The sequence below is a fragment of the Polyangium fumosum genome (assembly GCF_005144585.1).
Classification (GTDB): domain Bacteria; phylum Myxococcota_A; class Polyangia; order Polyangiales; family Polyangiaceae; genus Polyangium; species Polyangium fumosum.
The window spans coordinates 66,344-78,822 of sequence record NZ_SSMQ01000058.1 but is presented as its reverse complement, the minus strand read 5'-3'; the positions used below and the strand labels follow the sequence as shown (position 1 = coordinate 78,822).

Below are 12,479 nucleotides of genomic sequence, written 5' to 3'. Positions count from 1 at the left end.
GGCGGCCACGGGGTCCGAAGTGGCACCCACGCGCGCCAACGGGGGCGATCCGTCGTCAGCAGGGCGCGGATCTCGCTGGTTACGCCGGGTCAGGGGGGGTAGAACTGTCCTCGGGGGGTGAATCGTCTGGGCTTTGCCCAGACGAGAGGGGGACGCGAGGCGTCCCCCTCGGGACGAGCCTTGCGAGCGCGCGGTAGGCGCGGTCGCGCACGGAGGGCATCGGGTCTTCGAGTGCCTCGACGAAGGCGGACGCGAAGCGACGGCTGCGCACTTCGCCGAGCTTCTGCGCGGCCGCAGCGCGGACGTCGGCGTCCTCGTCGCCGAGCATGGCCTGGCGGAGGGCGAAGCGGGCGGGGAGCGGGCGGGGGTCGATCGTCGCGGCGGCGTCGCGCCGGACCTCGGCGTCCTCGTCGAGGAGGCGGACGAGCGCGGAGAGGTTTGCGAGGGAAGAGCGGTCCACGGGTCGGCTCCGAGCGGGACGGCAAAGCCGCGCGAATGTCAAGCGGCGCGGCGCTTCCCGGCTTGCCGGGCTCGTTCGCTCCCGATTACCCTCGCGGCCACTCGGAGGGAGGTGCGCATGTCGAAGGTCAGCGAACAGGTGCAGAATCAGATCCGCGTCAGCGACAAGGTCGTCGCCTCGGCCCGCGCGCACGGAGCTGCGGTCGCAGAGATCCTCGCAGCACGATCGCAGGAGGTCCAAGGGCCCCTCACGAAAGCGACGAAGGCATCGTACTTTGCGATCTTCGAGGCGCTCGCGGACGGCCTTTCACGGGCCGCGGCGGAGCTCGGCAAAGCGGAGGAGGATCTTGCCGCCGAGCGGGCCGACGACATCCCCGTGCGCGCCTCCCGCGACGCGGCGGCAGCAGCGCTCGCAATGCTGCTCGGCCTCTTGCGCCGGACGATCGAGGACCACATGGGAGCCGCGGCGCTCGCGACGTATGGCCTTTCGACGGAATCACCGCGCGTGCCGGCCAAGCTGCTCCAGTACACGAAGACGGTGGCGCGTCTGCTCGGGGAGCAACCGGCGGTCGTGGTCTCGCCGCTCGGCTCGACGTTCGATACGGCGGTGGCGCTGCAATCGGTGAACAAGCAATCGGGCCAGCTCGAAGCGGCGGTGGGGGACGACCACCGCGAGGCGCGCGAGCTGGAGACGGCGCTCGCAGCGCGGGATCGGGCGGCGGCGGCGTGGTCGGATGCGTATCAGGGGACGGCGTCGACGCTGGAGGGGCTGTACCGATTGGCCGGGTATCGCGATCTCGCGGAGAAGGTGCGGCCGACGCAGCGGAAGCTGCGCGGGGAGGACGAGGGGGCGGAGCTCGAAGGGACGGAGCCGGCGCCGAAGGAGGGGTGAGGTCAGGCGTCCGCGGGGAGCCAGAGGTCGGAGAGCGGGAGCTCGATCGCGTCGAAGGGCTCGATGCGGACGCAATCGTCGTCGCCCCACGTGCCGAGCTCGTGCCAGCGACCGTTCCGCAGGCGATGGGCCGTGAGCACGTGGGCCTCGGGGTCGACGAGCCAGAGCCACGTGACGCCGTGTTTCGCGTAAAACGGTTTCTTGATGCGCTGATCGTAGTTGCGGGTGTTCGGCGCGAGGATCTCGCAGACCCAGTCGGGCGAGATCGTGACGTCGTCCGGCAGACGGGGCAATCGCTCGCGGCGCCATCCTGCGAGATCCGGCACGACCTCCGGGGAATCGGGCAACGCAATGCCAGGCCCGACGAGGATCCACCAACCGCCCGGGCCACGCCAGCCGCTGTCGAAGGGGCTGCTCAGGTGCCCGCCGAGGACCGTCGCGGTCCGCATATGCGCGGGCCACGGATGGGGCTGGGTATAAACCACGCCGTCCAGGACCTCGCGTCGCTCGTTCGGCGATGGGATTTCCACGTCAGCCACTCACGGGCAGCCAGAGATCGGACAGATCAAGCTCGATCGCGTCGAACGGCTCGATCCGCGCGCGGTCGTCGTTTCCCCACGTGCCGATGTACACCCAGCGGCCGCTTTCCAGGCGATACGCCAGGAGCACGCGCGCTTCGGGATCGATGAACCACAACCATCGAACGCCGTGTTTCGCGTAAAACGGTTGCTTGACGCGCTGATCGTAACCACGCGTGCTCGGGGAGAAGATCTCGCAGACCCAGTCGGGCACGACGGTGATGGGAGCGTCGCCCGGTGGATCGGGCATCCGCTCACGACGCCAGCCGGCCAGATCCGGAGAGACCTCGGGCGAGTCGGGCAGGTCGATCTGCGGCTCCGGGAGGATCCACCAGCCACCGGGGCCGCCGATGCCACGACGGAACGGAGGGCCGAGCTGCTCTTGCATGCTCGCCGCCCCGAGGACGTGTCGAGGCAGCGGCTGGGGCTGCGTGTACAGCACCCCTCCAGGATCTCCCCCTTCACGTTCGGCGGGAGCGCCAGGAGGTCCTCGTACGTCGCACGTTTCCGCGCAGCATCGGCCATGCCGTGAGGTTGCCCGAGCCCGCGACGCGCCGCAAGCCACCAAGGTCGCTGGAAAACGCCTTCACGCCGGCTGCGAGGGCGGTCCCCACGGCCAAGCGCCCAGCCGCAACATTCCCAGCCCGCAGGAATCCGCCCGCAGCTTGCCGCTTGGCTGGCAGCACGAACGCGATGGTGATAACTTTTGGCCGTGATCCTTGCCTTGGGAACTCATCGGAAGGTCCTCCTCCCGCTGGCCTTGTGCCTCGTCGCCTGCAGCGGGGAGGATGATTCCGATGCGGCCGGCGCGGCGCAGTTCTCCGTATTCACCGGCCGACTGGAGACCGCGGACGCGGTCGTGGGCCTGGCCGTGTCGGATCGGGGCGACGTGGAGGCCTACGTCTGCGGGGGCATCACGACCTTCGCGACCCATTCGCGCTGGTTCGTCGGCTCGCTCTCGTCGGGCTCCACGTCGCTCGAAGCCGAGGGCCTCCGGCTCGACCTGACGGTGCAGGGAGAGGCGACGGACATCACCCTCACCGCGCTCGACGGGGCCGTGCACTCGACCCTGGCCGCGCGGGCCGGGGCCGGGAGTCGCTCGGCCCTGTTCGAATCACCCACCGACGCCAGTTGCCGCTGGGGCGTGGTGATGCTGGACGACGGCGGGGCAGAGCCGGACATCTTCGGCACCTGGTGTAGCCAGACCGGGTCGATGTACGGAGACCCTCCCGGTGAGGCGACCGAGGTCTTCGCGCAGGTCACCCCGGTGGAGCCAGTCGACTTCGGCAACACGCTCCTGCCGGTGGTCGCGAACACGCCCGCCGGCGAACAATACTTCGAGGTTCGCCGGATCAGCGATCGTCGTGCCGCCCCGTGAGCAAAGCCGTCCGCGGCTTCGACATTCCCCGGCCGGAGCTGCTCACCCCGTTCGTCGGGCGTGAGGCCGACCTCGAGCGTATCCACGCGCTGTTTCGCTCGAAGCGCCTGGTCACGTTGTGGGGGCCGGCCGGCATCGGCAAGACGCGCCTGGCGGTCGAATACGCGTGCCGCGAGGCCGGCGAGTCCTTGTTCGTCGATCTCTCCAGCGCGCGCAGCGTGGGGACGGTGTGCGAGACGGTCGCGAGGGCGCTCGATGTCGTCTTGCCCGACGGGCGCGAATCCGACCAGGCCTCCGTGCGACTCGGGCGCGCCCTGGCCGCGCGAGGGCCGCTCCTCCTGGTGCTCGACAACTTCGAGCGGATCGCTCCGCTCGCCGTCGAGACCGTAGGTCGCTGGCTCGTGGAGGCGCCGGAGGTTCGGCTCCTCGTGTGCTCCCGCGAGCGACTCCGGCTCCGCGGCGAGGGGATCCTGGAGCTCGGCCCGCTCAGCCTCCCCGCGGACGCCGAGCTCGCCGCGTCGGAAGCGGGGAAGCTCTTCCTGCTCAAGGCGCGGGCCGAGGACGACTCCTTCGAGCTGACCGACGAGAACGCCCCCCGCATCGCGGAGCTGGTCCAGAAGCTCGAAGGCATCCCGCTGGCCATCGAGCTGGCCGCCGCGCGGCTGCCCCTGCTCGGCGTGGAGGGGCTGATCTCCCGGCTGGGCAAGCGGCTCGACGTCCTGGCCGGCGGATTTCGAGACGCCGAGCCGCGCCAGGCCACGCTGCGCGCGGCGCTCGAGTGGTCCTGGGACCTCCTGACGGAGGAGGACCAGCGCGCGCTGGTCGAGTGCGCGCTTTTTCCAGGGGCCTTCTCGTTATCCTCGGCGGAGGCGGTGCTGAGCGCCAAAGACGCGCTCGGCCGGCTCGACTCCTTGCGGGAGAAGTCGCTGCTCCGGGTGCTCGGCACGGGGAAACTCGGCCTCTTCGAATGCGTGCGCGAGCTGGCGGACGAGCACGCCGCGGAGGTCGATCCCGGGCTCCGCGCGGAGTCGCGCCACACGGAACACTTCCTGGCCCTGGTCAGCGGGAGGCACGAGCAGCGCCCGGACGACCCCCTGGAGCCCGAGCTGAGGGACAACGTGGTGGCAGCGCTGAAACGCGAGCTCGGCCGACTGGAACAGGTGCCGAGCCGAGACCGCAGGCCGGCCGCAGGCCTCGCGCCTGAACGTGCCGTCCGGGCGCTGCTCGCGATCGAACCGGCGCTGGCTCGCCGGGGGCCGGCGGACCTCCTGCTCGAGCTCTTGGAGCGGACGCTGCACATCGCGCCCGACATTCCGCCAGGGCTGGCCGCGCCGCTGCTCGCGGCCCGGGGCCGCGCCGCGCAGGTGCGAGGCCGCGCGGACGAGGCGCGCGCCTGGTTCGAACAGGGAATCGAGCTGGCGGAAGCTTCCGGCCTGTCCACCGTCCAGGCTGCGATCGTCACGGACCTGGGCGTGCTCCACCACGAGCAGCGCGAGCTGTCCCAAGCGCGCGCGTGGTATGACCTCGCCACGTCGCTCCTGGCCGGCCAGAGGGACCGGCGCGCGGAGGGCCGGCTGCTGGCCAACCTCGGGGCCCTGCTGCATGACCTCCGCCAGTACGAGGCCGCCAGGGAGCACTACCAGGACGCGCTCCGCGTGCTCGGCGAGGCGGGCGTGGTGCGGCTCCAGGGCATCGTGCAGGTCAACGTGGGTGTGCTGGAGCAGGAGCAAGGCGACCTGAGCACCGCGCTCGCGCATTACGAGATCGGCCTGCGCCTCCTGGAGCGGGCCGGGGATCGGCGCCTGGAGGCGATCGCCCTCGGCAACCTGGGTACGCTCCAGCACGAGCGCAGCCAACTGGCGTCCGCGCGGAGTTATCATGAGCGCGCCCTTCTGGCGCTCCGCACCACCGGGGATGTCCGCTCCGAAGCGCTGGCCCGTGGCAGGCTGGCGATGGTGCTCGCGGCGCTCGGGGACATCGCCGCGTCCCGCGGGCTCCTCGCGGAGGCGGAGCTCGCGGTCACGAGCCGTGGAGACGCGCTCGCAGCCGCGTTCGTGGATCTGGCCTGGGGTGCGGCGGAGCTGTCCGCCGCCGAGGCGCTGGAGGCGCGAGATCCGCAGGGCGGAAGGGCGCTCCTCCAGCACGTGCGGCAGCGAATGGAGCGCGCGCACCGCGCCTCGGCGACGGGAGGTCCGTCGCCGGCCGAGCTCTCGGACGACGTGCGTATCGGCCTCCGGATCCTGAGCGCCGCGCTGGGTCGCCTGTCGGCCGAGGCCGCCGAGGCCGCCGAGGAGCTGTCCGCCGACGCGCTGGTGATCGCGCCGAGCGCGGGCCGCTATCGGCCCCCCGGCGGAGAGTGGGAAAATCTGCACCAGCATCCCGTCCTGCGCCGCCTCCTGTTCGCGCTGGTCGAGCAGCGCGGCGCGCGGCCCGGCGTGGGGCTCTCCCTGGAGGAGATCCAGCGGGCGGTCTGGCCGGGCGAGCGCATTCAAGTCGAGGCCGCGGCCAACCGCATCTATGTGGCGGTCTCCAAGCTGCGGCGTCGCGGGTTGCGGGACTTCCTGCGGAGCCAGGACGACGGCTACGCCCTGGATCCCCACCTCGAAGTGCAGCGCTTCGACGGCGCGACGCCCGGCAGCGACCCGTAAGGCGTCGGCTCGGATCGAGAGCGACGCTGCGGGCCCATGGCCGCCCCTCACCCCCCAAGCCCGTCTCCGCGCGGCGGACGTCGTGCGCTGGGCTGGTTGACCTCCCCCTCCGACGACAAGTACGCTCGCTCGCCATCCATCGAGGGGGCCGGCGATGCTTCGTCGTGTGTTCGTCGGGTGTGTGGTTGCGGTAATGGTGCTCTTGTGCCGGATGCCGGGGGCCTTCGCGCAGACGCCTGTGGAGGTTTGCTGGAAGCCGTCGGGCTTGCCGCCGGGTGTGAATACGTTCGCGGTGATCGAGGAGAAGACGGGCGGAGCGCTGGTCATTCTGCATGCGCATGAATTCTGGAAACAGGCCGAGCGCCGGGTCGTGCTCCGGTACAATCCGAACCTCGGGCCGGAGAGCCTCGCGCGAATCCCATCAAAAGCCCGTCCGCCAGGATGCACGCCCCCGCCTCCGAAGAAGCCGGATGCGCCTGCCGCGAAGGCACCGGCGCCACCCGCGCCGCCGCAATCGGAGCCTTCGCCGAAAAAAGCCGCCAAGGAGAGCAAGAAAGCGGACGAGCCGAAGGAGGAGCCACCTCGTTCCCGCGTGGCCGAGCGGAAGGAAGAGCCGAGGGTATCGCAGGAAGGCTCCTTGCCGCGGGAGGGCGTTTTACGGCAGGAAAGCGTCTTGCCGAAGCGGGACGAGGTGCATCCGCCGAAGTGCGTGGACGCGGAGTGCTCGCACGTGGATCGCGGAGGCGCATTGCCGGAGCTTCAGCATAGGCACGGGCGACCGCTGGTGAGCGTGGTCCCGTGCGAGCAGACGAAGGAGGGTTGCAAGGGAAAGGGGGACGGGACCGGCAAAGGCAAAGCCCTGACCCCGCTCGAACGAATGGTTCGCGAGCTGGCGATAGCGTCGGCGATGCTGAACGGCGAGTTCAATCACGACCTCGCGCGGAAAGACGGCAAGCGGTTCGGCATCATCGGGGGCGATGACGAGGACGGCGTCGACAACGCCATCGTCCAGGCCGCGGCGGCGATCACGCAGATCGCCTCCGGTGTGCTCATCGGCCAGGCGGAGACGTTCGCGAAGAAGCTGGAGGAGGCGTGCGCGAAGAAGGCGCCGCTCCTCCTTCAGGGGGCCGAGGAGGTCTCGAAGGAGACGGCGGAGCTCCTGGCGCAGCAATACGGGCGGGCGATCGCGGAGGCCCTGGAGCAGAACGGCGCGATCGGTCCGTACAAAACGATGCGCGAGTTCACGCGGGGCCTGGAGGGGGACTTCCAGGCGCATCACATCCTGGAGAAGGCGATGGCCGGCAAGTGGCAACTCACGAAGGAGCTTGACAAGATACCATCGGTGATCCTGACGAAGGCGGAGCACGAGAGGATCACGAAGGCGCTCAATCAGGCCAGGGAAAGGCTGATGAGGGGCCAAAGGAGGTTCACTCCGGATGCGCTGTGGAAGGTATATGAGGACGTATACAGCCCTTACTCCCACTGGCTCGATGCCATCAAGCCGTACTTTGGGAAGTAGTCCAGGCCATCGAGGCGAAACATGAAGACAGAGGTTCGAATCCTGGTCCGAAGCGACCGCATCGCAGAGGGGCCACATACGCTCATGAACGCCGTAGGATGCGGCCCCGACGTGGCAGAGATCGAAGAGGACGCGATCTTCACGATCGTGACGCTCGACGAAAGGGACGAACGCCTAGCGCGCCTCCTAGGCATCTTCGAGGAGCGTGGCATTCCCTGGTTGGAAGGGCGCAACGACTGCTTCACGGATGAAGAGCTCGAATCCTCGCGACTGCTCGTCATGTCGTACGACATCAATGCCACGGTCTTCGGCGGGCCGCGGATGGGCACGACGTACGACATGACCGAAGCCTGCAAGCGCTGCGGCGCCGGGGCGCGGCAGACGTCCGCGATGATCATCGACGTCGAAGACCTCCACAAACTCGAAGGCCGGCGCGCGGCCACGACCCCCTATGACGACGTACTCGTCGACGAGAAGCTGGCTGCCGTGCTCGCGGAGAGCGGCGCGACGGGGCTCTCGTTCCGGGGCGTGTTCTCGGCGTTCGAGAAGCGGGGGCATATTCAGCTTCCGTGGCGTCAGCTCTGCGCCACGCACACGATGCCGCGCATGTCGCCTCGATCGACCGGAATCTTTCCCTACAAGCCCTGCCCTTGTGGGCGAAGTAGCTTCACCGGGCAGACCGAAATCCCTCTTCGGCTCGCCTACCGCGCCGCGGACATCGCGGGTATCAGCGACGTGAACGTGACCTGGGAATGGTTCGGCGAGGTGAAGTTCAATGGCGACGTGAACGACTCCGTGCTCGCCGCCCCCTATTTCCTCGTCACCCCCAAGGTCTGGCGCATCTTCCGCGACGCAGGCGTCACCGGGTTCGATTGGATCCCGATCCGCGTCATCGACGAATAGGCCGGAGCGCTGGGGGGCTTCTGTCTCGGCGCTCCACGCTTCATCGAGCACCACGACCCCCAAGCCCGGTCGGTCGACCCCCAAGCCCGGTCGGTCGACCCCCAAGCCCGGTCGGTCGACCCCCAAGCCCGGTCCGTCGACCCCCAAGCCCGGTCGGTCGACCCCCAAGCCCGGTCAGAACGGTCGGGCGAACCACGCGCTCCCCAAAAAACGCGGGGGATCGACGGCGAACCCGGCGGGCACGTTTCCATCGCGCGGGAAGAGAAGTTCCAGACGACGTCCTCGTCGAAAGACGCACGCGCCGATGAGGGCGCTGCTCGCGCGAGCGAACGAGGAGGCGCGTCTCCTCGTCGCGCTCCGCGCCGGCCGTGAAAAGAACCAAGTCCCCATCCCGGAGGATCCCCATGAAACACATCGAATACGAGGTCTTGTACCGCCTTCTCACCCGCGCCGCCGAGATCGCCGCCGAACCGGCGATGCACCCCAGCGTGGTGACCGTGTACGAGAACGTCCTCCAATCGCCCGCGCAGGCATTTCGCAAGGCCCACGTCGACCTGCTCGCCGCCGAGTCCGTGCGCGCCAAGGAGCGGGACGAGCGCGGCATGGCGCTCGATGCCCTCGACGGTCATTACAAGGTCGCCAGGTCCGTGCTCCTCGCCTTCGCGCCTCACACCGTGTTGCCGGATACGCTGAAGGCCCAGACGACGGACACCGACAAGGTCAACGCCGCCACGCGCCTCTTCGACATGCTCGGCCAATATGCGGGGAATGTGTGGGCAGACGAGCTCCTCGCGGGGCCCTTCGGGGTGATCACGCAGGAGATGGTGAAGGAGCACGACGAGGCGGTCGCGGCCGAAATGGCGCTCGCCAAGGCCCGCGCGTTCCGGCAAGAGGCGTGCAGCCTCGCGTACGAGAAGTTGCTCGCCTACAAACGCGTCGTGCGGGACGCGCTCGGGGCGACCTCGAAGCAATACAGGCGCATTCATCTGCTCCGCGGGAGCGCGAAAGAGGATGCCGCCGTCGACTCGACGCCGTAATGCCCGGCGGAGGGGCTTCGCCCCACCCTCGGTCCAGGCCGTGCCTGGTCCGGGGTCCCGGGGGCGGACAGCCCCCGGGCGGGGTCTGGGGCAGCGCCCCGGGTCCCGTCAGCGCGGGCGCGCGGCGGGGTGCATCCGCATCGAGCGGCCTTGCAAGGGGCTGAATCCGACCGCCGTCGCCTGCGCTGGGTGGGAATGCATGACGTTGTCCGGGCCGGTGTCCTCGAGCTGGTCGGTGAGGCCGTCCTCTTCGACCGCGTGATAGAGGCCGAGATAGTGGCCGAGCTCGTGCGCGAGGAAATGCGCCTGCGCGCGGACGGGGACGTCGAGGGGGCCCGACCCGCCCGCAAAACAATCGAGGCCGGGCATGAAGACGGCGTCGGCGAGGCCGGCGCCGCCCGGAATCCTCGGCGTGTATCCGTTGACGGCGCTGGGCGGGCCGAAGATCGGGTCGTCGTAGAGGAGGCACCCGCCGAAGACGACGTCGAGGGTCGTCTCCGCCCTCGGCGGGGCGTCTGCGATCAACGCCGAGAGGGCCGCGGGGTCCCCGGCGTGAAAGCGGACGTCCGCGGGCAGCACGTCGAGCGCGTGGACCTCGACGAGCCGCGGGAGGAGGCCGCTTGAGGCGAGTTCCTGCCCGAGGTGTGCGATCAGCGCCTCCTGGCGATCCTCGTCGCCGGACAGGATGGAGCTCTTCGTGACGAGGAAGCGCAGGTCGATCGTCGCCTGATCCGGTATCGCCTCGATGCACTGCGCCGCGACCCGCAGCGTCGGGCGGTCGTCCGGCGCCGCGAGCGGGGTCAGGGTCACGCAGTCGACCCGCGCGAAGCGGAGCGAGAGGCCGGTCTCCGGCTCGAAACGTCCCGCCTCGGCCGGAAGGAGGAAGACGCCGGCGCTGGCGGCGACCGACGTCCGCAACTCGCAGTCGCGGCAAAACGCGCCCGCGCGGAGCCCGTCGACCCCCACGCGCCCTTCGCCGTCGACGGCCGAGCTGACCTGGAAGCACACGCCGGGGGCCGTGGTGGCGCGCAGCGCGATCCCCGCGCAGGGCGCCTGCGCAGGGATCACGACGTCCTCGGTCTCGCCGTCGCTCTGGAATGCCGTCGTGAAGGCCTCGACCCAGGCCGACACGACGGCGTCGGGAGCATCGGGCGCGTGCGAGGAGCAACCGGCGAGCAGCGCTGCCAGCGCGACACCGGCGAACGCTGCACGCGGGCTCATCGCAGCGCCGCCGCGGGCACGAAGGTGCCGATGAGCTGCATCAGCCGAGCGCTCGGCTCCCGGTGGAACTGCGCCACGAGGTGGCCGCGCGCTTCGGGTCGCGTACGAGACGCGGCGCCGAGCCACGTGATGATCGCGGCCCGCTCCGGGATCGACGTGCTCGCCGCGAGCTTGTCCGCCATCAGCGCGACCACGTCGGCCGTGGGCGACCCACGCAAGGCCCCCACGATCGCGGTGCGGACGGCGGGATCCGTCTCCTCGCGGAGACGATCCAGGAGGCGCGGCCCGGCCTCGACGGGATCCAGGCGCCCCAGCGCTTCGGCCGCGTGCTGCCGCGTCGACGCGCTCTCCGCGCCGAGCTGCGCGTCGAGCTCGTCGGCGAAGGCCGGATCGCCGCTGTTGCCCATGGCGTCGAGGACGAGCCGGGCCTTGCCCTCGTCCGCGGCGGCCGAGAGCTCCTGGTCGAGCGAGGCGTGGACGTACGACTTGAGCTCGTCGTCGTCGCCGCTCCGCCGGGCCATGCCGCCGAGGCCGAGCAAGCTGACGTTCGCGACCATGTCGTCGCGATCGTCCTGCGCCTGCGCGAGCAGCAGCTCGGCCGTGTCCCGCGTGGGCGCGCCGAGGTCGGACAGGGCGGACGCAGCCCGAGCGCGGTCGACGGCGCGGAAGCGCCGATCCGCGAGCACGTCCGAGAGGGCCCCCCGCGCGGCCTCGGTGCCCGAGAGCTCGAGCCCGAGGAACAGCGCGGGCCGGGCCGCGTCGTCGATGTCGCCCGCCCGCAGCGCGGCGACCAGGCGGGCTGCCCCCTCGGGGTGCGCCGCGAGCCATGCCGCGAGCTCACGCGCGGCCGCGTAGCTCGGGTCCCCGGGCCCGCGGAAGTGCGCGAGGAACGCCTGGAGCGCCTCCTCGTAGGACAGCTTCGCCCTCCGGTCATCGACGTGCGGGCCGCGTGCGACATCGAGGGCGAAGGCGTCGCGGAAGTCGGCGTCGCCCGGCGCGAGGGCGCGCACCGCGACGAAGCGCGCGTCGTCGCGCCTCATGCGGAAGCGCTGGAGCAGGTCCGCCTGCACCTGGCCCTGCACGAGGATCTGGACGTGTTCGAGGCCGGACGTCGACGCGAGCCACTGCGGATCGTCGAGGTCGAAGCGCGCGGTGGCCTCCGAGGCGACCACCACGACCGACAAGCCCAGGGCGTCGGCGTGCGCTTTGCCGTCGTACGTGGCCTTGCGCCGCTTCATGCGCAGCGCCGCGCCCGGCGCCTCGGACACGTCCTCGTAGTTCGCCTCGAAGGAGCCCATTCCATCCGACTGGGACGCGCTCCAGCGCCGCGTCCCGAGCGCCACGGGCAGCTCGAACTCGTGGGTCCGGAGGAGCGACTGCACGAACTGCCGGCGGCGCGCGTCCCAGTCCCGCGCGAAGCCGAAGCCGACGAAACGACACGAGGCGTCCATCTCGACGAAGAAGGGGTCCGTGAGGGATCCCTTCACATGCTCCTCCGGCAGCGTCAGCTCCTGGGAGTGCGAGACGTCGCTGAGCGCGGCGCGGAGCCGATACCGCGTCGCCGAGAGCTGCTCGACCGCCTCCACGCTCAGCGTCGCGCGGAGGTGGTCCTCTTCGTCGCCGCGCACGTCGCGGACCGTGGACGCGAGCGTGAACGCCGCCGTCTCGCCGGGCGAAAACCGACACTGCGGGGCGACGGAAGCCACGCGCGTGGCCTCCGTCTCCTTGGCAGGCGCGCCCGAAGCCGCCTGTCGCCGCAGGCCGAACGTGATCCCGAGGATCGAGACGGCGGCGAGCGTCACCGCGACGGCCGCCGTCTTTTTGCGTTCGATCTTCGCCATGGC

Annotated in this window: 11 protein-coding genes; 6 read left to right on the top strand and 5 right to left on the bottom strand. The window is 70.4% G+C overall.

Annotated elements, in window-relative coordinates; translation table 11 throughout:
* Positions 1 to 79: 79 nt before the first annotated feature.
* Positions 80 to 460 (bottom strand): HEAT repeat domain-containing protein, encoded by a 381-nt coding sequence (locus E8A74_RS38585; protein ID WP_136934109.1) that lies wholly within the window; start codon positions 458 to 460, stop codon positions 80 to 82.
* A gap of 117 nt (positions 461 to 577) precedes the next feature.
* Here E8A74_RS38585 and E8A74_RS38580 point away from each other — a divergent pair, with 117 nt between their 5' ends.
* Positions 578 to 1,351, top strand: a complete 774-nt coding sequence (locus E8A74_RS38580) for a hypothetical protein (RefSeq protein ID WP_136934108.1) — start codon at positions 578 to 580, stop codon at positions 1,349 to 1,351.
* Positions 1,352 to 1,353: 2 nt separating this feature from the next.
* Here the strand turns inward: E8A74_RS38580 and E8A74_RS38575 are convergent, their stop codons facing one another.
* Positions 1,354 to 1,881 carry a Uma2 family endonuclease gene (locus tag E8A74_RS38575; RefSeq protein ID WP_232379936.1) on the bottom strand — a complete coding sequence of 176 codons (528 nt, stop codon included), beginning with the start codon at positions 1,879 to 1,881 and terminating at the stop codon, positions 1,354 to 1,356.
* A gap of 1 nt (position 1,882) precedes the next feature.
* Positions 1,883 to 2,317, bottom strand: a complete 435-nt coding sequence (locus E8A74_RS38570) for a Uma2 family endonuclease (protein WP_338089581.1) — start codon at positions 2,315 to 2,317, stop codon at positions 1,883 to 1,885.
* 324 nt (positions 2,318 to 2,641) lie between these two features.
* Here E8A74_RS38570 and E8A74_RS38565 point away from each other — a divergent pair, with 324 nt between their 5' ends.
* The 5 genes from E8A74_RS38565 to E8A74_RS38545 all read left to right on the top strand — a co-directional run bounded on the left by E8A74_RS38565 (position 2,642) and on the right by E8A74_RS38545 (position 9,414).
* Complete coding sequence (locus E8A74_RS38565) at positions 2,642 to 3,307, top strand: hypothetical protein (protein WP_136934106.1); 666 nt, start codon at positions 2,642 to 2,644, stop codon at positions 3,305 to 3,307.
* Positions 3,304 to 5,955 carry an ATP-binding protein gene (locus E8A74_RS38560; RefSeq protein WP_136934105.1) on the top strand — a complete coding sequence of 884 codons (2,652 nt, stop codon included), beginning with the start codon at positions 3,304 to 3,306 and terminating at the stop codon, positions 5,953 to 5,955. The genes E8A74_RS38565 and E8A74_RS38560 overlap by 4 nt, the downstream gene beginning before the upstream one ends.
* A gap of 154 nt (positions 5,956 to 6,109) precedes the next feature.
* The gene (locus E8A74_RS38555; protein ID WP_136934104.1) at positions 6,110 to 7,474 is read left to right on the top strand and encodes a hypothetical protein; all 1,365 of its coding nucleotides are present in this window, start codon (positions 6,110 to 6,112) and stop codon (positions 7,472 to 7,474) included.
* Between the two features lie 111 nt (positions 7,475 to 7,585).
* Positions 7,586 to 8,377 carry a hypothetical protein gene (locus E8A74_RS38550; RefSeq protein WP_136934103.1) on the top strand — a complete coding sequence of 264 codons (792 nt, stop codon included), beginning with the start codon at positions 7,586 to 7,588 and terminating at the stop codon, positions 8,375 to 8,377.
* Between the two features lie 404 nt (positions 8,378 to 8,781).
* Positions 8,782 to 9,414 (top strand): hypothetical protein, encoded by a 633-nt coding sequence (locus tag E8A74_RS38545; RefSeq protein ID WP_136934102.1) that lies wholly within the window; start codon positions 8,782 to 8,784, stop codon positions 9,412 to 9,414.
* Between the two features lie 108 nt (positions 9,415 to 9,522).
* Here the strand turns inward: E8A74_RS38545 and E8A74_RS38540 are convergent, their stop codons facing one another.
* Positions 9,523 to 10,635 carry a hypothetical protein gene (locus tag E8A74_RS38540; protein WP_136934101.1) on the bottom strand — a complete coding sequence of 371 codons (1,113 nt, stop codon included), beginning with the start codon at positions 10,633 to 10,635 and terminating at the stop codon, positions 9,523 to 9,525.
* Complete coding sequence (locus tag E8A74_RS38535; RefSeq protein WP_136934100.1) at positions 10,632 to 12,476, bottom strand: HEAT repeat domain-containing protein; 1,845 nt, start codon at positions 12,474 to 12,476, stop codon at positions 10,632 to 10,634. The genes E8A74_RS38540 and E8A74_RS38535 overlap by 4 nt, the downstream gene beginning before the upstream one ends.
* Positions 12,477 to 12,479: the final 3 nt, after the last annotated feature.

Bases quoted from the DNA above. Each gene is read 5' to 3' on its own strand.
- E8A74_RS38580 (WP_136934108.1), top strand. From the start codon at position 578: ATGTCGAAGGTCAGCGAACAGGTGCAGAATCAGATCCGCGTCAGCGAC.
- E8A74_RS38570 (WP_338089581.1), bottom strand. From the start codon at position 2,317: ATGCAAGAGCAGCTCGGCCCTCCGTTCCGTCGTGGCATCGGCGGCCCC.
- E8A74_RS38555 (WP_136934104.1), top strand. From the start codon at position 6,110: ATGCTTCGTCGTGTGTTCGTCGGGTGTGTGGTTGCGGTAATGGTGCTC.
- E8A74_RS38545 (WP_136934102.1), top strand. From the start codon at position 8,782: ATGAAACACATCGAATACGAGGTCTTGTACCGCCTTCTCACCCGCGCC.
- E8A74_RS38540 (WP_136934101.1), bottom strand. From the start codon at position 10,635: ATGAGCCCGCGTGCAGCGTTCGCCGGTGTCGCGCTGGCAGCGCTGCTC.
- E8A74_RS38535 (WP_136934100.1), bottom strand. From the start codon at position 12,476: ATGGCGAAGATCGAACGCAAAAAGACGGCGGCCGTCGCGGTGACGCTC.